The organism is Paenibacillus sp. VTT E-133280, assembly GCF_002264385.1.
Lineage (GTDB): Bacteria > Bacillota > Bacilli > Paenibacillales > Paenibacillaceae > Paenibacillus_AQ > Paenibacillus_AQ nitricinens.
The window spans coordinates 54,574-80,910 of record NZ_NFUX01000021.1; the positions used below are offsets into that span (position 1 = coordinate 54,574).

At 43.3% G+C, this 26,337-nt stretch carries 26 protein-coding genes; 22 read left to right on the forward strand and 4 right to left on the reverse strand.

Going from position 1 to position 26,337, the window contains the following annotated elements:
• The first annotated feature begins 64 nt into the window (after window positions 1-64).
• From CA600_RS11705 to thiI, 5 genes are all read left to right on the forward strand, one after another.
• Window positions 65-286: a DUF1540 domain-containing protein gene (locus CA600_RS11705; protein WP_042190912.1), complete on the forward strand. Its 222-nt coding sequence runs from the start codon at window positions 65-67 to the stop codon at window positions 284-286.
• Between the two features lie 12 nt (window positions 287-298).
• Window positions 299-712 carry a DUF5353 domain-containing protein gene (locus CA600_RS11710; RefSeq protein WP_256989817.1) on the forward strand — a complete coding sequence of 138 codons (414 nt, stop codon included), beginning with the start codon at window positions 299-301 and terminating at the stop codon, window positions 710-712.
• Between the two features lie 182 nt (window positions 713-894).
• Window positions 895-1,605 (forward strand): lytic transglycosylase domain-containing protein, encoded by a 711-nt coding sequence (locus tag CA600_RS11715; protein WP_094870331.1) that lies wholly within the window; start codon window positions 895-897, stop codon window positions 1,603-1,605.
• 127 nt (window positions 1,606-1,732) lie between these two features.
• A complete protein-coding gene (locus CA600_RS11720; protein ID WP_094870332.1) occupies window positions 1,733-2,884 on the forward strand; it encodes a cysteine desulfurase family protein in 1,152 nt (383 codons plus the stop codon).
• 3 nt (window positions 2,885-2,887) lie between these two features.
• Window positions 2,888-4,174, forward strand: coding sequence for a tRNA uracil 4-sulfurtransferase ThiI (gene thiI / locus CA600_RS11725; RefSeq protein ID WP_179281598.1), 1,287 nt, complete (start codon window positions 2,888-2,890; stop codon window positions 4,172-4,174).
• Window positions 4,175-4,211: 37 nt separating this feature from the next.
• On the opposite strand, the gene CA600_RS11730 is transcribed toward thiI, so the two are convergent.
• Entirely contained in the window at window positions 4,212-4,904 is a 693-nt protein-coding gene (locus CA600_RS11730) for a TerC family protein (protein WP_094870333.1), read from the reverse strand.
• Window positions 4,905-5,077: 173 nt separating this feature from the next.
• On the opposite strand from CA600_RS11730, the gene CA600_RS11735 reads away from it, so the two are divergent.
• The 6 genes from CA600_RS11735 (at window position 5,078) to CA600_RS11760 (ending at window position 10,638) form a co-directional block, all read left to right on the forward strand.
• Window positions 5,078-5,737, forward strand: coding sequence for a TerC family protein (locus tag CA600_RS11735; protein WP_094870334.1), 660 nt, complete (start codon window positions 5,078-5,080; stop codon window positions 5,735-5,737).
• Between the two features lie 183 nt (window positions 5,738-5,920).
• Window positions 5,921-6,430, forward strand: a complete 510-nt coding sequence (locus CA600_RS11740; RefSeq protein WP_094870335.1) for a hypothetical protein — start codon at window positions 5,921-5,923, stop codon at window positions 6,428-6,430.
• 206 nt (window positions 6,431-6,636) lie between these two features.
• Window positions 6,637-8,478, forward strand: coding sequence for a translational GTPase TypA (gene typA, locus CA600_RS11745; protein ID WP_042190900.1), 1,842 nt, complete (start codon window positions 6,637-6,639; stop codon window positions 8,476-8,478).
• A gap of 125 nt (window positions 8,479-8,603) precedes the next feature.
• Window positions 8,604-8,900 (forward strand): YlaH-like family protein, encoded by a 297-nt coding sequence (locus tag CA600_RS11750; protein WP_042190898.1) that lies wholly within the window; start codon window positions 8,604-8,606, stop codon window positions 8,898-8,900.
• An 86-nt stretch (window positions 8,901-8,986) separates the two neighbouring features.
• Window positions 8,987-10,084, forward strand: a complete 1,098-nt coding sequence (locus tag CA600_RS11755; protein ID WP_094870336.1) for an LCP family protein — start codon at window positions 8,987-8,989, stop codon at window positions 10,082-10,084.
• A gap of 101 nt (window positions 10,085-10,185) precedes the next feature.
• Window positions 10,186-10,638: a pyridoxamine 5'-phosphate oxidase family protein gene (locus CA600_RS11760; protein ID WP_076299659.1), complete on the forward strand. Its 453-nt coding sequence runs from the start codon at window positions 10,186-10,188 to the stop codon at window positions 10,636-10,638.
• A 30-nt stretch (window positions 10,639-10,668) separates the two neighbouring features.
• Here the strand turns inward: CA600_RS11760 and CA600_RS11765 are convergent, their stop codons facing one another.
• Window positions 10,669-11,244, reverse strand: a complete 576-nt coding sequence (locus tag CA600_RS11765; RefSeq protein ID WP_094870337.1) for a YhcN/YlaJ family sporulation lipoprotein — start codon at window positions 11,242-11,244, stop codon at window positions 10,669-10,671.
• A gap of 105 nt (window positions 11,245-11,349) precedes the next feature.
• Here CA600_RS11765 and CA600_RS11770 point away from each other — a divergent pair, with 105 nt between their 5' ends.
• Window positions 11,350-12,681: a PhoH family protein gene (locus tag CA600_RS11770; protein WP_094870338.1), complete on the forward strand. Its 1,332-nt coding sequence runs from the start codon at window positions 11,350-11,352 to the stop codon at window positions 12,679-12,681.
• Between the two features lie 383 nt (window positions 12,682-13,064).
• Entirely contained in the window at window positions 13,065-14,291 is a 1,227-nt protein-coding gene (locus CA600_RS11780; RefSeq protein WP_094870340.1) for an extracellular solute-binding protein, read from the forward strand.
• On the opposite strand, the gene CA600_RS11785 is transcribed toward CA600_RS11780, so the two are convergent.
• Entirely contained in the window at window positions 14,283-15,410 is a 1,128-nt protein-coding gene (locus CA600_RS11785) for a coiled-coil domain-containing protein (RefSeq protein ID WP_256989818.1), read from the reverse strand. The two genes, CA600_RS11780 and CA600_RS11785, sit on opposite strands and share 9 nt — an antisense overlap.
• Before the next feature lie 324 nt (window positions 15,411-15,734).
• The gene (locus CA600_RS11790) at window positions 15,735-15,971 is read right to left on the reverse strand and encodes a DUF2626 family protein (RefSeq protein ID WP_042130273.1); all 237 of its coding nucleotides are present in this window, start codon (window positions 15,969-15,971) and stop codon (window positions 15,735-15,737) included.
• A 345-nt stretch (window positions 15,972-16,316) separates the two neighbouring features.
• Here CA600_RS11790 and CA600_RS11795 point away from each other — a divergent pair, with 345 nt between their 5' ends.
• The 9 genes from CA600_RS11795 to bshC all read left to right on the forward strand — a co-directional run bounded on the left by CA600_RS11795 (window position 16,317) and on the right by bshC (window position 26,263).
• Entirely contained in the window at window positions 16,317-16,967 is a 651-nt protein-coding gene (locus CA600_RS11795) for an RsfA family transcriptional regulator (protein WP_042130271.1), read from the forward strand.
• Between the two features lie 175 nt (window positions 16,968-17,142).
• Entirely contained in the window at window positions 17,143-18,099 is a 957-nt protein-coding gene (locus CA600_RS11800; protein ID WP_094870341.1) for a ketopantoate reductase family protein, read from the forward strand.
• A 27-nt stretch (window positions 18,100-18,126) separates the two neighbouring features.
• A complete protein-coding gene (locus tag CA600_RS11805; RefSeq protein ID WP_094870342.1) occupies window positions 18,127-18,513 on the forward strand; it encodes a DUF3397 domain-containing protein in 387 nt (128 codons plus the stop codon).
• A 151-nt stretch (window positions 18,514-18,664) separates the two neighbouring features.
• On the forward strand, window positions 18,665-20,374 hold the full coding sequence (locus CA600_RS11810; protein WP_094870343.1) for a peptide ABC transporter substrate-binding protein: 1,710 nt from the start codon (window positions 18,665-18,667) through the stop codon (window positions 20,372-20,374).
• A gap of 222 nt (window positions 20,375-20,596) precedes the next feature.
• The gene (locus tag CA600_RS11815) at window positions 20,597-21,529 is read left to right on the forward strand and encodes an ABC transporter permease (RefSeq protein WP_076284768.1); all 933 of its coding nucleotides are present in this window, start codon (window positions 20,597-20,599) and stop codon (window positions 21,527-21,529) included.
• Between the two features lie 33 nt (window positions 21,530-21,562).
• Entirely contained in the window at window positions 21,563-22,477 is a 915-nt protein-coding gene (locus tag CA600_RS11820; protein WP_042194363.1) for an ABC transporter permease, read from the forward strand.
• An 11-nt stretch (window positions 22,478-22,488) separates the two neighbouring features.
• Window positions 22,489-23,484, forward strand: a complete 996-nt coding sequence (locus CA600_RS11825) for an ABC transporter ATP-binding protein (RefSeq protein ID WP_094870344.1) — start codon at window positions 22,489-22,491, stop codon at window positions 23,482-23,484.
• A complete protein-coding gene (locus CA600_RS11830) occupies window positions 23,481-24,401 on the forward strand; it encodes an ABC transporter ATP-binding protein (protein WP_179281599.1) in 921 nt (306 codons plus the stop codon). Before CA600_RS11825 ends, CA600_RS11830 begins: the two co-directional genes overlap by 4 nt.
• 230 nt (window positions 24,402-24,631) lie before the next feature.
• Window positions 24,632-26,263, forward strand: a complete 1,632-nt coding sequence (gene bshC / locus CA600_RS11835; RefSeq protein ID WP_094870345.1) for a bacillithiol biosynthesis cysteine-adding enzyme BshC — start codon at window positions 24,632-24,634, stop codon at window positions 26,261-26,263.
• The last annotated feature ends 74 nt before the right edge of the window (window positions 26,264-26,337 follow it).

Genomic DNA, 26,337 nt, shown 5'->3' on the forward strand with positions numbered 1-26,337 from the left:
CTGGAAACTGTCCTGTCGAATAGGGGGTAAATCGTGCGGACATAATGAAGCCGAGGTGATAAATATGTCGAGTGTAAAGCCATTAGTCAAATGCAGTGTAAGCAATTGTCATTATTGGGGCGAGCATAATTTATGCCGGGCAGAAGAAATCATTATTGAGATCGACAAGCACGCAGGTAGTGGATTTAAAGAAGAATATGCTGAAGAAATGACGAATGAAGGTCACCACGATCAAGTCGCAACATCGTCTGCAACATGCTGTTTAACATTTAAGCCGAACTCCTAGGAGGCCGCCCTAATGGACAGAGAAAAGGAACATGAATCAAGTTCATCAAATGGACCATCCGGTCCGAGAAAAGTTGTTTTGCGTCCGCGCAGAGTAGACTATCCACGCCGGGACAGAGAACATCAAGAGGAATATGCTGCAGAGGTGAATCCGGTTTCGATGCCGATCCGGGATACAACACCACGTGTGGCGAGTGAAACTAAGGAGAATGAAGAGGAATATAGTGGAAGCAAAGCGATGGGTTATACTGGGCTTGCTATGGGTATTGCCTCCTTGTTTCTCTGGTCCATCATTCTTGGGCCCATTTCAGTTGTGATTGGTTATTATGCATATGCCAAGGAGCAAAAAACGCTTGGGGCATGGGCGATGGGCTTAGGGATTGTATCCACACTTAGTTACTTTGTGATGATACCCTTTGCTCGTTAAAAATGAACTGGTAAGTTTGAATTATAACAGGCTTTAGACCTAAATATCAGGGTCTGAAGTCTGTTTTTCATTCCAGCATATAGCAATAATCTCGGATAAAATGTAATATTAAGCCGTAATTCATCGAAATCTAAGGTTAGACCAATAGATATGATTCAACAGGATCAAAGGAGTGCGCCGGTATGGAGATTAATCCCGCTGTAACCAATGGGTTAGGGCAGCTTAAATGGGTAAGCTTAAAGAGTGCAACCGACAAAAGTAGCTCAGCGAATGAAACGGAAAGATCGGGCGCGTCGGCCTCTCAATTTGCAGCTATGCTTCAAGCTTTATCTTCTAACTCCTCTAATGACGGGGATACAAACTTCTTGACGTCACTTCCGGATGCATCCTCTGTAAGTAGCCTGTTATGGCAACAGATCGGCGGAACAGCTGAAAACATCGACAGTGTAATTTCCGGGGAAATAACGGATACTAAACCAACAAGCTATGATGATCTGATTCAAACGGCAAGTGCTAAGTATGGGGTGCCAGTCGATTTGATAAAAGCTGTGATTGATACAGAATCTTCCTTTAATCCAAATGTTGTCTCTTCGGCTGGTGCTAAAGGATTAATGCAATTAATGGATGGAACAGCGCGTGGTTTAGGGGTTTCTGATTCATTCGATCCTGCTCAAAATATTGATGGTGGTGTACGCTATCTGTCTTATCAGTTGAAGCGATTTGACGGACAGGAAAAGATGGCATTAGCAGCTTATAATGCAGGGCCTGGAAGGGTAATTAATCTAGGGGTAAGCAATGATCAGGAATTATTGGAGAAACTTACACTGCTCCCAAAAGAGACGCAGTCTTATCTCACTAAAATAGAACGCGCTCGCGCGGAATACGCTGTATAATAAAAAGGATCAAACGGGTAGTTCCCTTAAACCACATGCTGGTATTTGGGATCACCGTTTGATCCTTTTTCAAAATTTAAAAAAGAATGATTCTGTACTTTAAAGAAGTAAAGGAGACAATCGATATATGCTTTACTGGGATTATGCCGCCGCCACACCACCCTATGAAGACGTGGTGAAGACGATGGAACAAATTATGAAGCTGCATTATGCTAACCCTTCCTCCTTACACCGCGCCGGTAATGAGGCGGCAAAGCTGATCAGGCGCTCACGAGAAGTATGCGCGGCTGCGTTATCTGTACAACCAAAGGAGATCCTATTTACATCTGGGGCTACGGAGAGTAACAATTTGGCCATTAAAGGTGCTGCTTTGCAATATCAGTCAAGAGGACGTCATCTGATAACTACGGAAATAGAACATCCCTCTGTGTATGAAAGTTGTCTGCAGCTGCAGCGAAATGGCTGGGAGATTACTTTTGTAGCGCCTGACAGCACTGGAATGATTGATCCAGAGCGAGTGGCTGCTGCAGTACGGCGTGATACCGTACTCGTAAGTGTAATGCATGTAAATAATGAAATTGGAACAGTACAGCCGCTAATGGATATTGGCAGGCTGATTAAATCCGTAAATCCACGAACTCTATTTCATGTGGATGGCGTTCAGGGATATGGTAAGCTTGCTGTTGACCTTAAAGGATGGAAAGCGGATCTTTACAGCTTGTCTCCTCATAAAATCCGAGGTCCTCGCGGAGCGGGGCTTCTCTATATTAAAGAAGGAATTCAACTGTTTCCCTTACTTTCAGGTGGTTCTCATGAAGAGGGACTACGTGCCGGAACTGAGAATGTACCTGCAATTGTTGCCTCTTCCAAAGCAGTGCGGATGAGTGGTGAACAACGCGAATCCTTCCATGCCCGAGTATTGGCACTTCGAAATCGACTGTTACGCTTCTTGCACAGCGTTCCTGAATTTGTTATAAACAGCAGAGAGGATGGAGCCCCTCATATTGTGCATTTCTCATATCCTGGCATGAAAGGGGAAGTGTTCGCCCGTAAGCTGGAGGAACTGGGGATGGCTGTTTCTACCCGATCGGCTTGCTCCTCCCGGCTGGCAGAACCTAGTCGTGTTCTATTGTCTATGGGGAAAGATGTCTCTGTAGCTTCAGGAGGCATCCGCATCAGTTTCGGTGATAGTCATACTGAAGAAGATGTCGCGGCGCTTGAGAAAGCACTAATTACTGCGGTACGAGCTTTAAAGATTGCTGAAGGAGGTATGAAGTAACTAATGAGTGTGATAAATCAGGAATCTGCTAAAGGCAGTGCCAATAGTATTGATTATGCCGATATGCTGCTTTTGCGTTTCGGAGAGTTTATATTAAAGGGCAAGAACCGTGCCAGATTTGAGAAAACGGTACTACGTCATGTAAAAGAAATGATTAAGCCTTATCCAAAGGTGATTCTAACCAAAGAGTTTGGAAGAATTTACGTGGAGCTGAATGGAGAACCTGCGACCCCATTGGTAGAAGCGCTGAAGAATGTATTCGGAATCGCTTCTGTCAGTCCGGTTAAGGTGGCCAAGTCAGAGCTCGAGGATATTGTGGCTGTCGGCCGTCATTTTTTGGAGATCATCGCTCCTGCACCGGGAACTACATTTAAAGTTAATGCACGCCGGGTATGGAAAGATTTCCCATATGGCTCCATGGAGATGAATAAGCTAGTCTCGACACCCCTGCTGCAAGGCTATTCCGGACTTACTGTGGATGTAAAGTCACCTCAATTGGAGCTGAAGGTCGAAATTCGTCAAGGCCATACTTATATATTCTGCGAAAATATTGCAGGTGTGGGTGGATTTCCGCTAGGTACGAATGGAAAAGCGATGTTATTGCTGTCCGGAGGTATTGATAGTCCTGTAGCCGGCTGGTCATCCATGCGTCGTGGACTCGAGGTGGAGTGCGTTCACTTCTATAGTTATCCTTATACAAGTGAGCTTGCCCGGCAAAAGGTGGTTGATCTTACTCGGGTATTGTCACGATATGCGGGAGTCATCAAGCTACATTTAGTACCCTTTACAGAGGTGCAGACATCTTTTACTGGAATTGGTCAGGATAATCTGATTATTACATTGATGCGTCGAGCGATGCTGAGAATTACTACACAGCTTGCTGAACGTGAGGGGGCACTCGCGATCGTAACCGGTGAAAGTCTTGGGCAGGTCGCTAGCCAGACGCTATCAAGCATGAACGTGATCGGCCGTGCTACACAACTTCCTCTACTGCGTCCGCTGGTAATGATGGACAAAAGTGATATTGTGGAGCTGTCTAAGAATATCGGTACCTATGATTTATCTATCCTTCCTTATGAGGATTGCTGCACTTTATTTGTACCAAAATCACCTGCAACGAACCCGAATTTACGGATTGTAGATAAGATTGAAGCTACGCTTCCTGGATATGCTGCATTGCTGGAAGCAGCGATCGGAGCCACGGAGACTGTACTGATCACTCCGTATGGAGATGAGAAGCCTAGAGATGTAGTAAGTGCTCAGGCTGGATTACAGGAAGAATGGTTCTAATATTATAAACAAAAGGCTGTCTCGTTCGTAGCAACATCTACGGTTGAGGCAGCTTTTTTAAATTATTATGGCTTGATTGGCGTCTCCAGTGTCCTCCAATTAAGATGCCAACAATGATCACGAATATAAACAGAGCTCTCAATAGTGGATGCTGCTCAAAAAATGGGGATAGCTGCTGCTCATCTGTAATCATGCTTGAGGCTGTAAACCCTAGGACTGCTGAGCCAATATAAATAATCCATGGATATTTGTTGATTAATTTAATAAAAAGAGTACTCCCCCAGACCACAATTGGAACGCTGATTAATAGTCCTATGACAACTAGAGAGATATTGTGCTTAGCGACTCCCGCAATGGCGATGACATTATCCAGTCCCATCGCAGCATCGGCTAGAATGATTGTACCCACAGCAGCCCCTAAGCTTTGACCCGCCTTGATATTCGCTGAATGGTTCTCATCTGTTAACAGCTTATAGGCTATTAGAATAAGTAAAATCCCGCCTGCCAGCAGTAACCAAGGGATTTTTAATAACCATACGACCAGAACCGTTGCGAAAATCCGTAATATGACGGCACCTGCTGTTCCAAGCACAATTGCTTTTTTTTGAGTGCTGTTCGGTAAATTACGTGCAGCAAGCCCGATGACTATGGCATTGTCTCCCGCCAGAATCAGATCTAGGAAAATAATATTGAGCAGTGATAATACAAACTCCCATATGGATGTATTCAAGGCGCAGTCACCCCTAAAATTTGTTAAGATGAGCACGAAGATATGCTTAGTTTTGTATACGCAAAAAAAAGAGCATACATGCTTTTATCCTCAAAAAAAAGTTGGACAGGAAGCATAGCTTGTCACTTCCGGACATACATGTAGTTACATGTGATTCGGGGAGGTAAGAGCGAATGGAATCATTATTGCTCCTTGGTGAAATATTGATGATCAATCTTGTACTGAGTGGAGATAATGCTATGGTCATCGCAATGGCCAGTAAGGACCTTCCGGAGAAGCACCGGAAGACTGCGGTATGGTGGGGAGCTGCGGGAGCCGTTGTTCTGCGCTGCTTGCTTACTTTTGTCGCGGTATTACTGTTGAAAATCCCTTATATCCAGGCTGGAGGAGGAATTTTGCTGCTATGGATTGCGTTCAAGCTGCTGCTGGAAGAAGAGGAGGACCTTAGAGTCGCGGAAACGTCCTCCGTTTGGAAATCCATCCGAACGATTCTCGTGGCTGATTTTATTATGAGTCTTGATAACGTTCTGGCGATTGCCGGTCTAGCCAAAGGGGATTTGGCTTTAATTGTCATCGGGATTGCGCTCAGTATTCCGATTGTAGTATGGGGAAGTGGCCTCATTGTGGGGTGGCTGCATAGATTTCCGATACTCGTATTTATCGGCGCTTATATTTTAGCCTTTACAGCAGGTGATATGATGCTTCAGGATGCAAAATTAGGGACAATGCTCTCTTTTTTACTCCCATCCACACATTCCATACTGCCGATCGCTTTAGGGATATTAGTAGTTGTTACAGGAGCAGTTAAACGAAGAACAACATCATTAGGTTAATATATTGCAATAAAAGGCAATACTAAAAGGACATCTCCATAAATTGGAATTGTCCTTTTTTTGCGAGGTCAGTGATGGCATTTTGTGTATATTTCAGATAATATGAATGAGAAACCTGTCGTTTTCTGGGTAAGTGAGGACAAGGTAGTGAGGTAGACGTGAATTTGAAGGGATGGGTGAAGGATGTCTTCCAAGAATGACATGAGACTAGGTATATTCATTGTAGCTGCGGGCGTCTTGATTTTATTCGGTAAGCTGGGCGTCTTCGGATTTTTGGGACGTGCCCTTTGGCCGTTAGTGATTTTACTTCCAGGATTAGTTCTACATATGTTATTTTTTAGCCGCCGTGCTTCGGCAACGGTATTGATTCCCGCTGGAATATTAACGGTATATGGTTTACTGTTTGGTCTTTGCAATATATGGGGATGGGGGCTTATGAAATATTTATGGCCTGTGCTTCTGCTTGGCATTGCCGTAGGTCTGTATGAATATTCCATTAATTCTCCAAGACGGACAGGGGGATTATCTGCAATTGCTGTTATATTAGGCGTTCTAAGCATAGCGCTTTGTATTTTCAGTCTCATGGGTACGGGTGTAATCTATCTGATTGGTATTGTATTCATCGCTGCAGGGATTTGGCTGATTACAGGCCGGGGTAGAACTCGTGGCCGAAATAGATGGTATCGAAGTTAATTAATGTTGGATCTTGTGAAAAAAAACGGAATTTGGTAACTGTTTTTTTCATAAAAAGACTTGCTTTTCATAGTGCTTTCACTATAATATTAATGTTATGTTGAAGCGTCGGCTTTCTGCCTGGCGCTTCTTTTGTGAGACTGCCGTGACATGCTAAGAATTTTAACAGTTTTAATTTGATAAATGAGAGGATTTGGATACAAATCATGCATTCAAGAAAAGATATTCGCAACATTGCGATCATTGCCCACGTTGACCATGGCAAAACAACACTCGTCGATCAGCTTCTTCAGCAATCGGGGATCTTCAGCGCACACGAACACGTACAAGAACGCGCTATGGACTCTAACGATATCGAGCGGGAACGCGGAATTACAATCCTAGCTAAAAATACAGCAATTACTTATAAAGAGTTTTTGATCAATATTGTGGATACACCTGGACATGCTGACTTCGGTGGCGAAGTAGAACGGATTATGAAAATGGTTGACGGTGTATTGCTGGTTGTTGATGCTTATGAAGGCTGCATGCCGCAAACGAAATTTGTATTGCGTAAAGCTTTGGAGCAGAAGCTGACTCCAATCGTGGTCGTGAACAAGATTGACCGTCCGGCTGCACGTCCGAAGGAAGTTATTGATGAAGTACTGGATTTGTTCATCGAGCTTGAAGCTAACGATGAACAATTGGAATTCCCAGTAGTTTATGCATCTGCTCTTAACGGAACATCAAGCATGGTCCCTGAGAAGCAAGATGAGACAATGCTTTCACTTTACGAAACAATCGTTGAGCATATCCCAGCTCCAACTGAAAGTGTAGAAGACCCGCTTCAATTCCTCGTAACGTTGATGGATTATAACGAATACTTGGGTCGTATTGCTATTGGCCGTGTAAACCGCGGGGTGATCAAACAAGGTCAATCTGTAACTGTAATTATGCGTGACGGTAAGAGTAAAACCGCACGTATTGAGAAATTGTTCGGGTTCCAAGGTTTAAAACGTATTGAAACAGAAGAAGCGGGCGCAGGGGATATCGTTGCTATCGCAGGGATCAAGGACATTAACATTGGTGAGACCATTGCTGATCCAGCGAATCCAGAAGCATTGCCTGTTCTTAAGATCGACGAGCCAACAATGCAAATGACTTTCCTTGTAAATAACAGTCCTTTTGCTGGTAAAGAAGGTAAATGGGTAACTTCCCGTAAGCTTCGTGAACGTCTCTTTAAAGAACTTGAGACAGATGTGAGTTTGCGTGTGGATGAAACAGATAGTCCTGATGCATTTATCGTTTCTGGACGCGGTGAGCTTCACCTTGGTATTCTGATCGAGAATATGCGTCGTGAAGGTTATGAAATGCAAGTTTCTAAACCACAAGTAATCATTAAAGAAATCGATGGTGTTAAATCGGAGCCGCTTGAGCGTCTTATGATTGACATTCCAGAAGAAAGCATGGGCTCTGTTATGGAAAGTCTGGGCACTCGCAAAGCCGAAATGGTCAACATGATTAACAACGGTACGGGTCAAGTACGTCTGGAGTTCCTGATTCCTGCACGTGGTTTGATTGGTTACAACACTTACTTCTTGACTTTGACACGCGGTTACGGCGTTATGAACCATGCTTTTGACAGCTACGCTCCACTGGTTGCTGGTCAAGTTGGCGGACGTCATCAAGGTGTGCTTGTTGCCAGTGAGACTGGATCAACAACACAATATGGAATTGTGGGCGTTGAGGATCGTGGTATTCTCTTCTTGGATGCAGGTACAGAAATTTATGAAGGTATGATCGTAGGCGAGCATACCCGTGATAACGATATTATCGTTAACATCTGTAGAGAAAAAGCACTTACCAACATGCGTACCTCAGGTAAGGATGATACTGTAAAAATGAAGACACCACGTACCTTCTCTTTGGAAGGCGCACTTGAATATTTGAATGATGATGAATATTGTGAAATCACACCTAAATCCATTCGTTTGCGCAAAAAGATTCTGAACAAAGGCGAACGCGAACGTGTAGAGAAGCAACGTAAAATGGCACAAGCAAACGCGTAAGATCAGCTTATCATAGTAAAGAGCCGTCGGAGGTTTAACTTTCGGCGGTTTTTTTTATAACAAAAACTTCCCTTACTGATGATATAATGTAAACGTATCTTAAATTTGGGAGGAGTGCGGTATCTATGCAAGTCTGGTTTGCTGAGCATCCAATCGTCGCTTATATTGTTATTTTTATATTGCTTACATTTGTGTATAATCAGGTATTTCGTGTGAATCAAAAGTTATCGATTGGCAAAGAGATTATGCTGTACATAATGATGGCGATCGGTTCCGGCATGCTCCTCATTTTTCAACATGATAAGCTACCGATCATTCAGTGTCTGCTGGTCGCTGTCGGATTAATGCTGATGGTACGGATACGTTATATCGTAGAAGCTCGACAGAAGAGAAAGGCTGCAGCTGCAGCAAAAAGACAGTAATCGAAACTTTTACTGCTTATGGAACGTCTATTTAAGTGTAGCAATTTTTTTAATTCCAAATGAAATGAAGAGGACTTTATTCTACTATGAGTACACGAAACAGCAGTTTACCTCCACGAGCAAGTGGTCAACAACCGAATAATAGAAAACAGCCTGTGAAGGGTGCTCCTAAGAAAAAAAAGAAAAAACCGCAAAAGAGAGGCTTTTTTGGCAGATTAGTTAGAATCCTGTTAACCTTACTCATTATTGCGATTCTTGGTGTATTGGGCTACGGGGGCTATCTGTATTGGAAGCTTGAAAATGGGGTCTTTAATGCAGGTAGTAAAGGAACGGTTGCTCCAGGGCATTCCGCTACAGAAAAACCACTGACAATGCTTATCCTGGGTACGGATAATAGACCAAAACATCCATCTAGATTAACAGATGTTATTATGGTTGCAGCGCTTAATCCTAAGACAAAATCAGCAACCATTGTCTCTCTTCCACGCGATACCTTAGTTGAGCTCAATGGATACAAGCAAACGAAGATTAACGAATTCTATGCTCGCTTTAAGGGAAAAGAAGATTCCTCTGGTATTTTGGCAGAAGATGAGATGAAGACCATGATGGGGAAATATCTAGATATTGACGTAGATTATACAACGATCCTGGATTTTCAAGGCTTCCGTGATGTGGTGGACGAGCTTGGCGGAGTCAAAGTCAACATTAGCGATAATATGTGTTATACAGACAGCGTAGATGGTACGAATATCAATCTGAAAAAAGGTCCGGCGGAGCTTGATGGAGATAAAGCGCTAGATTATGTGCGATATCGTAAATCTAATTGTAAGCCTAAGACTAAGGCTTCAGACGATTTTGATCGGAACAAACGTCAGAATGAGGTCCTACATTCACTGGTGGATCAGATGCAATCGCTTGGTGGAGTATTAAAAATAGGCAAGGTTCTTGACGCAGTGGACAGTAATATGAACACTGATATCGAAAATTCGCAGATTAAAGATATGATTGCGACTTATTGGAAGATTTCCAAAGATGATATCGAATTCAAACCCGTGACTGGAACATGGCGAAGTCCGTATGTATATATTAATGATGAGGAGCTTGAGGCGGCCAAGAAAAGCTTGCAGGATCGATTAGCAGGAGTTTCTGCTAGTTCCACTTCAGAATCCACTGAGGCGCCTTAAAGTCCTTAATAACACTTCACCTTAAAATTGAATGCAAGTTTCAGCCTGTGCTATAATATAATAAATTGAATGAATTTACGCCGCATAGGGGGCCAGTACTTATGTCCGAAGCCGTTGCTCAGCTGAACGAAACCTTGTTATCGATGCTGCAATCGGAAACTTTTGTTCTTCTCAACACAGTTGATGCGGAATCAGGAGGTCCAACATCCACGGCCATTTCGTGGATTTATGCAGTTAGTCCTAGTACTGTGCGTCTGGCTGTAGATCATCGTTCCAGACTCGTGAATAACATGAAGGTCAATCCGTTAGTAACTGTCACTGTGTTCGGTGAGGGTACTGTATATGCTATCAACGGCAGTGCCGTTGTAAAGCAGGATCCACTTCAGGATGTACCTTTCAAGATGTGCTGCTTTGATGTTGAAATTATGGCGGTGCGTAACGCGCTTTTTTATGGAGCGCAGCTTGAATCCGCCCCAAGATATGCAAAGGTTTATGATGGACGTGCCGCTGAGAAGCTGGACGGACAAGTATTTGCTGCCATGAAAAAAGCCTAGTGAGAATATCACTGGGCTTTTTTTTAACCTCTACTGTGCATTTTTAATCGGTTTAGTATCTTCTGGCAGCTGCGGCATGATTCGACCGATGATATCAGCCAGTTCGGATGAGAATCCGGAAATCGGATGTCCCTGAGAGATATGGCGGCTCATGTCCGCTAAGCGGCTGGAGAGATCCATATCGGCTGTGACAAGTGCACGTACACTTCTTGGGTCTTTGCGGATAGCTTCCGCTACAGAATATTTAATGCTTCCGACACGTGATCGGTCTAGAGAACCTTCTACGTCAAGACCTACAATGGCTACTTTGTTCATGACTACACAGTGTGCGCCATTCACACCAGGAACTCTTTTGGCCAACTGTTCAAAATGATCCTTAAGTGCAATTTCACTTTCGCCCTTAACACTGACGGTGTGACCAGCTTTTGAGGTGGCCTTAGGATTAGTTGCACCATCGTTGGCCAATTGCCGGACCTCATGGTTTCCCGTACCCTTTACAGCATTCGCAGATTGTTTATTCTGAGGAGAGGGTGATGTCTTTTTATTAGCGATACCGCAGCTTGTCAATAGCAGCAGTACCAGCAACAGACATATTGATTTTCTCATATGTGATTACTCCTTTCAGCCAAGATCGTTTCTGTACCTTATCTTTTCCCTTGGCGGAAAGAGTTATGTATGATCAATCAAACCAGGCGCTGTGGAGGGGATAATATGAACAAGATATTTGTGCTAGATACCAACGTGCTTTTGCACGACCCCAATTCGATTTTCTCTTTCAAGGAGCATGAGGTGGTTATTCCAGCAGTTGTGCTGGAAGAAATCGACTCCAAAAAGCGCAACGCTGACGAAATTGGTCGGAATGCCCGCACGGTTTCCCGATTGCTGGATGGACTTCGTGAACTAGGACATCTGCATAGTGGTGTGGAGCTGGAGCATGGAGGCAAGCTGAAGGTAGAACTTAACCATCGCAGTTTTGTGAAAGTACAGGAAATGTTTGGAGAGGTGTCTAACGACAATCGGATTTTGGCTGTAGCGCTCAATTATTTAATTGAAGAGAAAGAGAAGCCTGATCCGCGTCCCGTAGTGCTTGTGAGTAAGGATGTGCTGGTCCGTATAAAAGCGGATGTGCTAGGAATTACACCAGAGGATTATTTATCAGATCGTACTGGGGATTTAAATGAACTTTACACCGGTTACCAATCTTTGCAGGTTCATCCGGCATTGATTGATGAATATTACAGTCACCGTTCTTTAACGGTTAAACAGCTCGCGCTGTCGTACCCGCTCTACCCTCATGAATTTGTGATCCTTAAGGATGAGATAGGCACGGGCAAATCAGCTCTTCTTAAGGTGAATAGTGAGGCAACCCGTCTGGAGCCGCTCTATCTGGGCAATGATTCAGTTTGGGGGATTAGCGCGCGAAATGCTCAACAACGAATGGCATTGGAGCTGCTTCTCAATGATGAAATCCCGCTTGTAACCATTACAGGCAAGGCAGGTACAGGAAAGACATTATTGGCACTTGCTGCTGGACTATTCAAAGTTGAGGATGAGCATAAATACAAAAAACTGCTCATTGCCCGTCCAGTCGTTCCAATGGGGAAAGATATTGGATATTTACCTGGAGAGAAGGATGAGAAGCTCAGACCTTGGATGCAGCCTATTTATGATAATCTGGAGTTCTTGTTCGACACCAAAAAAGCTGGCGATATCGATAAAATATTAATGGGCTTAGGCAGCATACAGGTAGAAGCCTTAACTTATATTCGTGGCCGTTCAATCCCTGCACAGTTCATTATTATTGATGAAGCTCAGAACCTTTCCCGTCATGAAGTGAAGACGATCGTCTCCAGAGCGGGTGAAGGGAGTAAAGTCATTCTTATGGGGGATCCGGAGCAAATCGATCATCCGTATCTGGATGCTGCGAGTAACGGACTTAGCTATATTGTTGAGAAGTTTAAGCAGCAAGGGATTAGCGGACATATTACTTTGGAAAAAGGCGAGCGTTCCCGTCTGGCCCAATTGGCCGCGGATCTTCTCTAACTTATTTTCAATCTCAGCCGGGAGCAGCAGACCTCCCGGCTTTTTCCTGCCGCCCAGAAACGGCGGAGGAATTTATTAGGTTATGGTTATGAGATGAAGAGCGGAAAGCGGAGGTGGAGGAATTGTTCTGTAGAAGCGCTAGCGTTCGCCTTTGTCTCCGGATTTATACCGCTTAGGAATATAATCCATAAATCTGGAGACAACAGCGATCGGAAGAATAATCCGCACACGGAGCGCCCCTCGCACTCAGAGAATCATGAACGTTTTAAATTTCTCTATCATTTCACCTATATAATAGTAAGAGAACGTTTTCACATTCTAAAGACAAGCAGCGGCGGGTTTGGTAAAATAGGGGTGAGTAATCATGGGGAAGGTGGGGAAATGTGCTGAAACGCAAAAATTATTGGCTGCTTTTTGCAATTTTACTACTATCGCTGACAAGCTTGTCACCCAGTATGGAATTGAGTACCAATAACGACCCACATCCTATGAAAAAACCACAAAGTCAGTCGACAAACCCCTCTTCAGGGGAAGAGGGATCTATAGATAGCCTGCGCATAACAGTATCCTTAAATAGTGAGGAATTCAGTGAACTGGAGCTTCTAAGCAATCGTTATACTTTAGAAAGTGGAGTAAAGGTAATATTAAGAAATATTGATAGCGAGGATGCAGACGAAGTTTTGAAGCGTGATCTAACCATCGGGGATAGCCCGGATATCGTTATGGCGGATGGACGAAGTATTCTCGACTGGGCTACACGTGGATATTTATTGCCGGTGGATGTGTATCAGAGCATTCCGGGAACTGCACCGTTAACTCAGTTAATCCCCTGGATGCAATGGAACGGATATAATTGGGGAGTGCCGCTGGATATCGACCCTTATGTACTTGTTTATTCACCACAGCGGCTTGCGGAACTGGGATTCACCACCTTACCAAGAAGTCTGGAACAGTGGAACACATTACTTCAGAATGTGCTCAAAGAGCAAGGGAAATATTTACTCGCGATGGATACACGTAATCCATATGGATTGTCCGCCGTTATGGAGAGTATGAACAGCAGCTTGCTATCGGATAACCAAGTAGTGATAAATTGGACTCAAAATGCCCGCAGTTATTTTTACCTTACCAGTCGATATAACAAAGATGTTTGGGATATGATTCAGAGCGGAAGCGTTGCTGTTGCTGCTCTACCGCTTTCTGAGTGGAAAAAACATGGGAATTCATCTTTAGTTGCTGAAGCGCCGCTGACCGTAAGTAACGGGAGAGGACTTGAATCCTATTACAGTCGTTCCTTTGCACTTCCAGCTCAATCCCCAAATCCAAAGGAAGCCGTGAATTGGCTGACGTTTATCACCTCTGAAGCTTCTCAGATGGACTGGCTGGAGAACACGGGGAGCTTGCCTGCGCTGGATGTCCTATATCGTTCGGAAAATGATTTCAAATATAGGCTTCCTTTTGGAGTCGAACTTTTACTGACAGAAGAAACCGCCCCGGAGGTCGAATTCCAAGGCGGCTGGAGGAAGATTGTTGAAGCAGTATCCTTACTGCTTACAGGAAAAATTGATGCGGCCGGGTACAAAGATTTCATCAAGGAAGGCTTAGAATGAGATAGATAGTTTAACCTGGAGGACGCCCTCTTTGCTATCTACTTCTGTGGCACGTAGGAAAGAAACAATTTTTGCAGGGTAAAAGCCTAAATCAAATTCTTCCTCAAGTGTTCTTCTAGTGGTGTCAGGTAATTCGAGTCCATTAAATACAACATGATCGACTTGGAATATAAGTCCGTTGATGGGTTCTTCCTGTATGACGTAGTGGCCGGTTAATGAAAGGGCTAAAGCTCCACTTTTTCCTGTAGCAGTAATCGTTCCGTCATTAAAATGAAATGCGAAATCGTTAAATAGCTTATTCTGGGACTGAAGGAATTCGTTTAAATCCTCTTCCTTCAGATTCAGAACATAAGTCATCCCCTTACGAGTAAGAACACCCTCTCGATTCTGGACAAACTGCGGTAATTTATTCATTGCGGTAGATAATGCTTTGAAGTAGGTCTTTACCTCACGCAAACCAATATTCTCCCAATATAATGTGAATTCTTGAAGCAGAGCGCTCATATTATCAGGATCACTACTGTCTTTAATCCCACCTTCAATTTCTTTATTGAGCGCGGCTACCCGAATTTTCTGTTCCTCCAGAGCGGTTCGCAGCTGTGCAAGATCCTTCGAGCTGCGCTGTGCAGTCTGGAGGGTCTTCTTTAGATCCTTATATTGGTCCTCGTATTGTGTGAGAATGTTGCGGTCATTTCCAATAATTATTTCATAATAATCGAATAGTGCCAGGAATCTGCTAATGCTCTTCGCGGATAGAAATGCGGCTAAGAGACCGTCTCTATCCCCCATATAATAAGAACGAAGGACCGCACCTGCACGCTCTTGTTGATTTACGATGGCGGATTTTTTCTGGATAGCTTGCTCTTCTAGGTAATCTACCTTTTCTTCAAGTGCTTTTTGTTCGGCTGTAATCTTGATGATCTCCCGTTCAATTTCTGCGGAAGATAAGGTCTGCTCCAGAAGTTTACGGGTTTCTTCATTATCTGGTATAGAGGAATTGAAAAAAGAACCGCTAGGATCGGCAGACAGGTACATCGTAGATTGTAACGGAAATAATGTACAGCAGAAGAGAATTAGTATGGTTGCCATCATGCGGCTTTGGGCATTGCGGGAGCGCACCACACCACCACCTTTTTTTGAAATTTAAGAAAATAATTTATCTGTTTTACTCCATAGATCATCCTTCTATTTCTCGTAGAAATGGAAACTGTCCCTAAAAGACGGCAAAACCGTTTCTTCTTGAATGGATATATGTATGTACTAATAATATGTTTAACCCTTCTAAAATAGCATACATACAAAAAATCCCCACAAAGTGAGGCTATCCTTCAATGCGTACTCAGGTATTTGTGGGGCCTCATATATATACTAACTGATAAACAAAAAAACGGAAGTGATCCTTATTAAATAAGGACCTCATCCGCTTCAAGAGTGTACTGCAATTTATAGTGGAAGACCCATTTGAAAGATCGTCCAATAGCTGAAACCGGTGAAAGTCAAAATCATGTATGCCCAGAAAAGTAGGACATAAGTTTTTTCAGTAAATTTCAAATAACCGAGAATTACGAAAAAAGCGGTTTGCAAAAAGAAAAGCAAGGCCATTTCTGTCAGACCTCCGGCGAAAGCCATCAATCCTATAGCCAATGTAAAAAAACCTAATACCCGAAACATGCGGTCCAAGAGAGAGTCCCCCTTCCAGTATGTATCTCACGAATATTCCTTCGACTTATTATACCCGTTCAGTAAAAATGTGTAAACGAATTCATTGAAAAAAATACACTAATCTTGAAAAAATGTGATTTTTATAATTGACTGAAGTGTTTAGTGCTTGAAAAAAGAGAATTTATTACTTAAAGCGTATGATGTGGGCAGATAATGGAAATACAATTTAGTATCAAATAGATTCTATGAACTCTATGAGAAGCATAGAAATGGAGTAAGCAGCTTTTATCCCTATTCACTACCCGGCAGAGCTGTCGGTTATGGAGATGGTTATTTCAAGATGTTGTTAGGAGGTTTGGTTGGATGACAGCCGTTAGACAGGATGCTTGGAGTGCAGAAGATGATCTAATACTGGCAGAAGTAACCTTGCGCCACATTCGGGAGGGCAGCACACAACTTGCTGCTTTTGAAGAAGTGGGTGAGAAAATCGGCAGAACGTCGGCTGCATGCGGATTCCGCTGGAACAGCTGTGTTCGAAAAAGCTATGAAGGTGCAATTGGAATCGCTAAAGGCCAACGTCAAAAGAGAAGTTACCTGAAAAAGCAACCGTCAGTAAGAGGAGCGCAGGTAGCGGGTCTGATTCTCGGGGATACCGATGAGGAGTTCGGACGAGGCGAAGGATTAAGTGAAAACACATTATCCATTGATGCGGTTATACGTTTCCTGAGACAATGGAAAGGTACAATCCAGGAGGCAGGACGCCAGCTGAAAATGCTGGAGAGAGATTTGCGCGAGAAGGAAGATGAATTAACTGAATTAAGATCTGAGAATGAGCGGTTGTCAAAAGAGGTTAATCTTGCTCAAAGTGACTACCGGGTAGTCAATGATGATTACAAAGCTTTAATTCAGATTATGGATCGTGCGCGTAGGCTAGCTTTCTTAAACGAAGAAGAAGAAGAAATGAAGACTCGTTTCAAAATGGATGGGAATGGAAATTTAGAACGTATTGAATAAAAGATAGGCAAACTAAAACACCCGTAAGTGGTTCGCTTTATTAGCGCCATTTGCGGGCGTTTTGGTTTTGTATTGGTTTTGTATTGTCATTTATGGAGGACGACAACGGTGGTTCTTCTTGGTATATTAAGGCTATACTTAGAAAAATTGCGTTTGAGATCAACAGGAGGATCAGATGAAAATCGATATAATCGGTGCGGGTTCACTGGGGCTGCTTTTGGCAGGGAGACTGACCCAGTCCGGGAATGAAGTGAGATTGTGGTGTCGAGGGGTAGAGCAGTGCCGGAAATTAAAAGATGAGGGCTTAACTGTGAGCTATGAGGATGGCCGCGATCCGATTTCGATTTCAGGGGATCGATTTGTGTCCGCACCAATAGAGGGATTTGCAGCTGCCTATCTTCGTGAGCCCAGTGATTGGATCATAGTAACGGTTAAACAGGACATACTACATAATGTTTTACCTGAATTTCTGTCCCCTCTTAGGGAACTACAGGTACACCTCATTTGTTTTCAAAATGGCATTGGACATATGGAGATGCTCAGTAAATTGCTGCCGAAAGCTAATTTATATGCTGCCGTAACAACAGAAGCTGCGAAGCGAAAGTTTTTAACTGAAGTCATTCATGCAGGTGCGGGTGAGGTATGGGTAGGGAAATGGAGCTTAAAGAATGGACAAGCCCACAGTATACATACTGATTTACAAGTGAATTATTTAATAGAAGTTCTCATTATGGCAGGATTCTCAGCCTTTTTGTCGAATGAAGTGGATACCATGATTTACCGGAAGCTCCTAATCAATGCCGTTATTAATCCGCTCACAGCGATTTGGCGTATTCCAAATGGTGAACTGCTTGCTTCAGAAGAGCGCCTGCAGTTAATGAGAGAACTTTTTAGAGAAGCTACTATGGTATATGATGCCTGCGGAGTTACTTATGATCATGATGCGTGGGATAACATTCTTAAAGTGTGCAGGACAACCGCGGGCAATACTTCATCCATGCTGGCAGATGTTCTAGCTTCAAGGAGCACAGAAATTCATTGGATCAATGGGAGTCTTGTAGAAATGGCAGAACGCACTGGAACATTGGTTCCTTTACATCGCTTGATCTGCCAATTAGTAGAGGGAATATAGGTATGATCTCGGAGGAGAGGTGAAGCTATGGGATTGCTGATGAATTCGGTCGTTACTTTAAGCTTGATTCCAATAATACCGTTTTTAATTGTTTATTTCATTGGAAAAGGCTTGAAAAAAGATAAAAAGAAAACTTTTATGCTCGCTATGGACGTGACTACATTTTTTTTATTATTGTCGGTCTCTGCATTATTTAACAACTTGTTTAATAACGGTTTTGGGTTTTATCTTATACTACTTATTGTATTAATATCCACTGGACTGATTGGCGGCGCTCAGAATCGACTAAAAGGAAAAGTAGATGGGAAGCGGTTATTTCGGGCAGTTTGGAGACTTTCCTTCTTTTTTATGAGTGCCGGATATTTATTATTTATGTTTGTAGGGCTAATTAAGTACATATCACAAGCGATGTAATGTTCCACTGCTCCGGTGAAGCGGCAACGTCACAAAAGTTTAAAGTTTTAATAAAAAAAGAATTTTCTGAAAACATACCACTAGATTTTTTTGACCACTGGTTGTATAATCATAAACCATATACCACATTCTATTTAGGGGGAACTGCTAGATGAAGAAGAGTAAAAGTCTATTGCTAATGCTTGCATTAGTACTTGTTATCGGCACAGTGCTTGCTGGCTGCGGCGGAAACAACGCGAACAGCGGCAATAAAGGTAACGCTGGTAACACTGGTAACACGGGAACTGGTAATGCGGCTACAGAAGAGAAATTGGCTGCGGACCAAACACTGAGAATTAACCTAAGCTCTGAGCCTCCAACATTTGACCCAGGATTGGCTCAAGATAGCCAAGCTCACACTGTCCTGACAACAATGTACGAAGGTCTAACTCGCATGAATGCTGAATCTGGTCAAGCTGAACCAGGTGTTGCTGAAAGCTGGGATGTTTCCGCTGACGGTCTGGTATATACTTTCAAACTCCGTGATTCACAATGGAGTAATGGCGATCCTGTAACAACAGAAGACTTCGTTCGCGCTTGGAAACGCGTGCTCGATCCTGCTGCTGCATCCGCTGCACCTTACGCTTATCAATTGTACTACATCAAAAATGCTCAAAAGTTCTACAACAAGGAAATTACCGATTTCAGTCAAGTAGGTATCAAAGCGGTCGATGAGAAAACTCTTGAAGTTACTCTTGAAGCCCCAACTCCTTACTTCCTTGGATTGCTTTCCTTCTACACTTATTACCCTGTACACAAATCCATTGAGAGTAATCCAAAATGGGCAACAAGCAAAGATACTATGATCGTTAACGGTGCTTTCACTCTTACTGAGTGGACTACAGGTCAAACACTTGTTGTAACTAAAAACGATAAATACTGGGATAAAGATTCCATTAAACTTAACAAAATCGACTTCTCCCTTGTAAACAGCGGTGCAACTGAACTGCTCAGCTACAAGAACGGTGAATACGATCGTGCCGGTGGACCAACTGGTGAAATTCCATCAGAACAAATTCCAATCGTGCAAAAAGAACTTCCTAAAGAATTCAGCCGTAAAGGTATTGCTTCCGTATACTACTACGAATTCAATATCACTGAAAAACCATTCACAAACGCTAAAATCCGTAAAGCTCTTGCAATGTCCATTAACCGTCAAGCTTTGATTGACAATGTAGTACAAGGTGGACAATTCCCAGCATTCGGTTATGTACCTCCGGGTATCGCTGGTGCTGATGGTGAATACCGTGCAGCAGTTAAAGATAGTTACTTCACTGAAGATCTAGAACAAGCTAAAACTTTGCTTGCTGAAGGTCTGAAAGAAGAAGGTATGGATAAACTGCCTACATTCTCTTTGACTTACAACACAAGTGAAGGTCACAAGAAAATCGCTTTGGCGATTGCTGATATGTGGAAAAACAATCTTGGTATTGACGTACAAACCGTTAACCAAGAGTGGGCTGTATTTATTGAAAACCGTCAAAACCTGAACTACCAAGTTGCACGTGCTGGTTGGACTGCGGATTACAATGATCCAATGACTTTCCTTGATATGTGGGTAACAGGTGGCGGTAACAATGATACTGGTTACGCTAACCCTGAGTATGACAAATTGATCAGCGAAGCTAAAGCAAGTACTGACTTGAAAGAACGTCAAGACAAGTTTGCAGCAGCTGAGAAATTGCTCATCGAGCAAGATCAAGTTTTGATTCCATTGTACTACTACACTAACAACTCCCTGACTAAAGAGTACCTCAAAGGTGTTACTCTTGACTTCAGTGGTGCAATTGACTTGACTCGTGGATACTTGCTTGAGCACTAAGATTTAGCTCATGTAAATTAAACAGAATAGTTAGTTGACTGAAGTAACACAATACTTCGGGATATATATGTGGAACTCCATATATATCCCTTTTTTTTGTATTTCCGTCTATTTGTTATTTATTGTTATTTATAACATATTTAGAAAATGGACAAAAATCCGTTTTTTTCATAAAATCAATATAATGCTCTCAAAAAAATTGTCGGAGGAGGTGTGATGGGGATGGTTCGTTATGTCGCAAATAAATTCTTCTATATGTTGGTTTCATTATTTGTACTGATTTCTGCAACTTTTTTCTTGATGAAAGCTATTCCAGGGGATCCGTTTACTTCTGAGAAAAAAGTACCGCCAGAAATTAAAGCGCGTTTGATGGAGCAATATGGTCTGGACAAGCCGCTCTCTCATCAGTATTTTAAGTATTTAGGTGATATTGTCCAAGGTGATCTGGGTGTATCCATGAAACGCCTGAATCAAGATGTATCACATTTGATTGGCCAAACCTTTTCAGCGTCGCTGAAGCTGGGACTCGTCGCAATTGTTGTGGCGGTTATTGTTGGGGTTCTTCTCGGCATGTTAGCGGCACTCTATCACAGAAAGTTTCTGGACAGCGCCGCGATGGTGTTGGCAGTTCTGGGGATTGCGGTTCCGAGCTTTGTAGTCGCGTCATTATTACAGTATGTGTTCGCTTTCAAATTGGGTTGGGTACCGGTTTCAGGTTTTAAAGGGCCAATCTATTATTTCCTTCCTGTAGCAGCGCTCTCGGCTCAGCCGATAGCATTTATAGCGCGCTTGACACGTTCAAGTATGCTTGAAGTTCTGAATGCGGATTATATCAAAACGGCTAAGGCTAAGGGATTAAGCTGGATGGCTATTCTAAGCCGTCACGTACTTCGTAACGGTATCCTGCCGGTTGTTACTTACATGGGACCTATGACAGCTAACATCGTAACAGGTTCGGTTGTTATCGAGCAGATCTTTGGCGTTGGGGGTATTGGTAAACAGTTCGTGGAAGCGATTGGTGTCCGTGACTATACCGTTATTATGGGGATTACCATTTTCTATGGTGTACTACTCATGGTAGCCCGTTTCATTACTGATATTGCTTATGTATTGATTGACCCACGTATGAAATTAAGTGGAGGAAAGGAGGGCTAAAGAGTGGCATCTGATAATAACTTGTTAAAAAACATGAATCTAAAACCGGAAGACTTTCAAAAAGTCGGTGTAGATGAAAAAGAAGCCGAGGTAATTCAGCGGGAGAGTCTCTCTGCCTGGAAAGATTCTTGGCAACGGTTGCGTCAGAACAAAATGGCGATGACCGCGCTTGGGATTCTAGGCTTGATCGTGCTAGCAGCGATTATCGCTCCCTTATTCTCGAAATATAACTATTATTCCAATGACTTGATGAATACCAATAAGCCCCCTTCCTCCGATCACTGGTTTGGAACGGATGATCTTGGACGTGATATTTTCGTTCGTACTTGGTACGGCGCACGGATCTCCTTGATCGTTGGTCTAGCTGCGGCAGCCATCGACTTGTTCATCGGTGTTATCTATGGAGGTATTATGGGCTTCTTCGGCGGCCGTGTAGATAATATCATGAACAAATTCTCCGAAATTTTGTACTCTATTCCTTATCTGCTTGTTGTAATTTTGCTCTTGGTTGTGCTTGAACCAAGTCTTGGTACCATCATCCTAGCCTTAACCATTACGGGTTGGATTACGATGTCGTGGATTGTACGCGGTGAAATTATGCAGCTCAAGAATCGCGAGTTCGTATTGGCTTCCCGTTCCATGGGTGCCGGTTCTGCGAGACTGTTGTTCAAACACCTTCTGCCAAACGCAGTGGGTCCGATTATTGTAACGATTACACTTTCTGTACCAAATGCAATTTTTGCCGAGGCTTTCCTAAGCTTCTTGGGTCTTGGTGTACAAGCTCCTATCGCTTCACTTGGATCTATGATTAACGATTCTCTCACCGGTTGGTTGTACTATCCATGGCGCTTCCTGTTCCCTGCCATTCTGATCAGTTTAACCATGCTTTCTTTCAATATTTTCGGTGATGGTCTTCGTGACGCGCTTGATCCTAAGCTGAAGAAGTAGGAGGGTTATGGATGGAACCTATTTTACAAGTCAAAGATTTGCATGTTTCGTTTTTTGTTAAAGGCGGAGAAGTGCAAGCTGTCCGTGGTATGAATTTTGAAATTGGCAAAGGTGAAACGGTTGCCATCGTCGGCGAGTCCGGCAGCGGTAAGAGTGTAACTGCACAATCGATTATGCGGTTGATCCCTTCCCCACCCTCAAAAGTGAAAAAGGGAGAAATTATTTTCCAAGGACAAAATCTGCTAGACAAAAGCATGAAAGAAATGGAATCCATTCGCGGTAAAGATATTGGCATGATTTTTCAAGACCCGATGACTTCTTTGAACCCAACCATCAAAGTGGGCAAACAGATCACTGAAGTTTTGATTAAACATCAGAAAATGTCAGCGGCCGAAGCGAAAAAGCAAGGTATTGAGATGCTCAAATTAGTTGGCATCTCAAATGCTGAGGCTCGCTTTAACCAATATCCCCACGAGTTTTCAGGCGGTATGCGCCAGCGTGTAATGATTGCAATCGCGCTAGCCTGCCGTCCGGCTTTACTCATAGCGGACGAGCCTACAACGGCTCTTGACGTAACCATTCAGGCGCAGATCATGGAAGTTATGAGAGAGATGCAGCAAAAACTAGGTACCTCCATCATTTTGATTACCCATGATCTTGGCGTCGTTGCCGGTATGTGTGATCGGGTTATTGTAATGTATGCAGGTGAAGTTGTGGAGACCGGAACAAGATGGGAAATCTTTAAGAATCCACAGCATCCATATACCAAAGGTCTGCTGCGCTCAATGCCGCGTCTGGACCAAAAGAAAGGCGAGCCGCTTATTCCGATCATCGGCACACCGCCAGATCTGATCAAGCCGCCGATCGGATGTCCGTTCACCGCGCGTTGCAATGAAGCAATGCATGTTTGCGAACAAATCGATCCCGGCGCCACAGAATTCAGCGAAACGCATATGGCGCGTTGCTGGAATCTGCATTCGATGGCCAAGGAGGTGCAGTACTCTTGAGTAAGAACCTAATAGAGGTAGAAGGTCTTAAGAAATATTTTAATGTAGGTCAAGGCAAGGTTCTTAAGGCTGTTGATAATATTAACTTCACGATCCGTGAGGGCGAGACGCTTGGAATGGTAGGAGAGTCCGGTTGTGGTAAGACTACTGCTGGACGTACAATTCTTCGCTTGTATGAGCCAACTGCCGGAAGTGTGAAATATAATGGTACAGACATTTATAAATTGCCTTCTAACAAAATGAAAGCAATGCGCCGTGACATGCAGATGATTTTCCAAGATCCGTACGCATCACTTAACCCGCGTTTTACGGTTTCTGATATCATCGGCGAGGCTCTGGACATTCACGGAATGGCTGGTAGCCGTGCAGAACGTAAAAAACGGATCGAAGAGCTGCTCGATATGGTTGGTCTTAACCATGATCACGCTACTCGTTATCCGCATGAATTCTCTGGTGGACAACGCCAACGTATTGGGATTGCCCGTTCGTTAGCGGTAAATCCTAAGTTCATCGTTTGTGATGAGCCGATTTCCGCGCTTGACGTATCCATCCAGGCTCAGGTCGTAAACTTGCTTAAAGAATTGCAAGATCGTCTGGGACTAACTTATCTTTTCATCGCGCATGATCTGTCCATGGTTAAACATATCAGTGATCGCGTAGCAGTTATGTACTTGGGTAAAATGGTAGAATTGGCGGAAAGTGAAGAGCTTTATGCAAATCCTATCCATCCTTATACTAAATCTCTCTTGTCAGCTATTCCAATTCCGGATCCGGAAATTGAAGTGAACAAGAAACGTATTCACTTGCATGATGAGCTTGGTAGTCCTATTTATTCTGCTAACGAAAAGAGCAATGATAGTGACTTTGAATTAGTAGAAGTATCCAAAGGACACTGGGTAAGCAAAAAATTCGCTTAAATCTATAGCGAGTATTAGACAGGCGGGAGCGTTATGCTCTCGCCTCTTGTATGTAGTGGGGATATTTAATAATCATTTTAAAGGAAAAGAAAATAAAACGGCTGCTCTTGCATTGCTTTTTGCAGGTATGTAATTCTTTTGACGCGGCCCCTGACTTTGGATACAATCATATAGAGTTTACGAACTTGGATTTACATATAACTGCTCAGTAGAACTGGAGGCACTAGCAAATGAATATTGTTAAGGAACCGCTCCCGGGTGGATCTGCACTCGCGCGCGACTATATAGAAAATTTTGAGAAGGTTAGTCATTTGTATGGTGGGGATTTCCGAAGTAAAGAGAGTAGAAGCATTCGGGCAGAATGGCTGGATCGTAGTGAGGGTCTCCGTGCGGACCGGACACAAGTTGCTGCATGTCTGCGACAATATAATGAAAAGCATAACTCACATGATGCAGTGATGGCTTCGCTGGCGCTTTTGGAACAGCCGGGAACATTAGTGGTTACTGGTGGGCAGCAAAGCGGACTTTTTACAGGACCACTGCTTGTAGTATATAAAGCAATGACAACCATTATGGCGGCAAAAGAAGCAGCAGAACAGCTCGGTCGGCCTGTAGTCCCATTATTCTGGATTGCAGGAGAGGATCATGACTGGGACGAAGTGAATCATACGTATGTATTGAATCGTACGCAAGAGATTATAAAGATTAAGATAGAAAAATCAGAGGAGAAACGCTCCTCGGTGAGTAATATTCACGTAGAAGAGGAAAGCTGGCAGCAAGTAGTGGAGCAGCTGGATGCGCTACTTCAAGATAGTGACTTTAAACCGCAAATCATGGAATTTATTCGATCTTCTTCATTTAGATCAGACAGTATGACGGATGCTTTTGCCAAGCTGATGGGTTCTTTATTTGGTAAATTCGGTCTGATCCTGCTTGATTCTGCTGATCCTAACCTTCGTAAGGTAGAAGAGCCTTTCTTCACTTCGCTAATTATGCAGAATGATGCACTGGAAACAGCGTACATGAATTCTGCTTCTGATATCGTAAACGCAGGATATGAGCTTCAAGCTGACGTTACGGCAGGCAATGCCAACCTCTTTTATATACATGAAGGTGTACGATTATTGCTTCATAAGAAAGATGGCAATTTTTCCGATCGCAAGGGCCAGGTATCGTTCACCCGTGATGAACTACTGGAGGAAGTGAAGGTTTATCCGGAACGATTCAGTAACAACGTGCTGACACGTCCGCTTATGCAGGATTATGTGTTGCCGGTTCTAGCTACGGTGCTAGGTCAAGGTGAGATTGCTTATTGGGCCATTCCGCATCATGCGTTTGAGACCATTGGAGGACAAATGCCCCTGATCATCCCGAGAATGTCTTTCACAGTGGTGGAAGGTACGCTTCATAAGCATATGGATAAATATCAACTAAGCTTTGAGGATGTAAGACAGGGTTTAGATCGTAAAAGACATGAGTGGTTGGCTGCACAGGATGAGCTGGGGATTGAACAACGTTTCGAAGAAACTAAAGCTACTTTCTCCGCCATGTACGAACCACTGATTGAGCAGCTTGGAACCATTCAGGCAGGTCTGCTAAAACTAGGGAATAACAATAAAGATAAGATTTTAGATCAGATTACTTTTTTACAAGCGAAAGCTCAAGATGCAATGGCAAAACAGAATGAAGCTGCAATCCGTCAATGGGAGCGAATCGAGCTGTCGTTAATGCCACTGGGTAAACTGCAAGAAAGAGTGTACAATATCATGTATTACTTGAACCGCTACGGACTTCCATGGTTAGATGAGCTGATGGCTATTGAACCTGATTATAGTGGGACGCATCGCATCATTTATATGTAGAGAAGTATTGCTCCATAAAACAAAGTGTATGCTTACGAAGTAAATTTTGTACGAAGTAGATTCAAGAAGTAATG

Coding starts and splice junctions, on each gene's coding strand:
- CA600_RS11705 (WP_042190912.1), top strand. CDS start 65: ATGTCGAGTGTAAAGCCATTAGTCAAATGCAGTGTAAGCAATTGTCAT.
- CA600_RS11710 (WP_256989817.1), top strand. CDS start 299: ATGGACAGAGAAAAGGAACATGAATCAAGTTCATCAAATGGACCATCC.
- CA600_RS11715 (WP_094870331.1), top strand. CDS start 895: ATGGAGATTAATCCCGCTGTAACCAATGGGTTAGGGCAGCTTAAATGG.
- CA600_RS11720 (WP_094870332.1), top strand. CDS start 1,733: ATGCTTTACTGGGATTATGCCGCCGCCACACCACCCTATGAAGACGTG.
- thiI (WP_179281598.1), top strand. CDS start 2,888: ATGAGTGTGATAAATCAGGAATCTGCTAAAGGCAGTGCCAATAGTATT.
- CA600_RS11735 (WP_094870334.1), top strand. CDS start 5,078: ATGGAATCATTATTGCTCCTTGGTGAAATATTGATGATCAATCTTGTA.
- CA600_RS11740 (WP_094870335.1), top strand. CDS start 5,921: ATGTCTTCCAAGAATGACATGAGACTAGGTATATTCATTGTAGCTGCG.
- typA (WP_042190900.1), top strand. CDS start 6,637: ATGCATTCAAGAAAAGATATTCGCAACATTGCGATCATTGCCCACGTT.
- CA600_RS11750 (WP_042190898.1), top strand. CDS start 8,604: ATGCAAGTCTGGTTTGCTGAGCATCCAATCGTCGCTTATATTGTTATT.
- CA600_RS11755 (WP_094870336.1), top strand. CDS start 8,987: ATGAGTACACGAAACAGCAGTTTACCTCCACGAGCAAGTGGTCAACAA.
- CA600_RS11760 (WP_076299659.1), top strand. CDS start 10,186: ATGTCCGAAGCCGTTGCTCAGCTGAACGAAACCTTGTTATCGATGCTG.
- CA600_RS11765 (WP_094870337.1), bottom strand. CDS start 11,244: ATGAGAAAATCAATATGTCTGTTGCTGGTACTGCTGCTATTGACAAGC.
- CA600_RS11770 (WP_094870338.1), top strand. CDS start 11,350: ATGAACAAGATATTTGTGCTAGATACCAACGTGCTTTTGCACGACCCC.
- CA600_RS11795 (WP_042130271.1), top strand. CDS start 16,317: ATGACAGCCGTTAGACAGGATGCTTGGAGTGCAGAAGATGATCTAATA.
- CA600_RS11800 (WP_094870341.1), top strand. CDS start 17,143: ATGAAAATCGATATAATCGGTGCGGGTTCACTGGGGCTGCTTTTGGCA.
- CA600_RS11805 (WP_094870342.1), top strand. CDS start 18,127: ATGGGATTGCTGATGAATTCGGTCGTTACTTTAAGCTTGATTCCAATA.
- CA600_RS11810 (WP_094870343.1), top strand. CDS start 18,665: ATGAAGAAGAGTAAAAGTCTATTGCTAATGCTTGCATTAGTACTTGTT.
- CA600_RS11815 (WP_076284768.1), top strand. CDS start 20,597: ATGGTTCGTTATGTCGCAAATAAATTCTTCTATATGTTGGTTTCATTA.
- CA600_RS11820 (WP_042194363.1), top strand. CDS start 21,563: ATGAATCTAAAACCGGAAGACTTTCAAAAAGTCGGTGTAGATGAAAAA.
- CA600_RS11825 (WP_094870344.1), top strand. CDS start 22,489: ATGGAACCTATTTTACAAGTCAAAGATTTGCATGTTTCGTTTTTTGTT.
- bshC (WP_094870345.1), top strand. CDS start 24,632: ATGAATATTGTTAAGGAACCGCTCCCGGGTGGATCTGCACTCGCGCGC.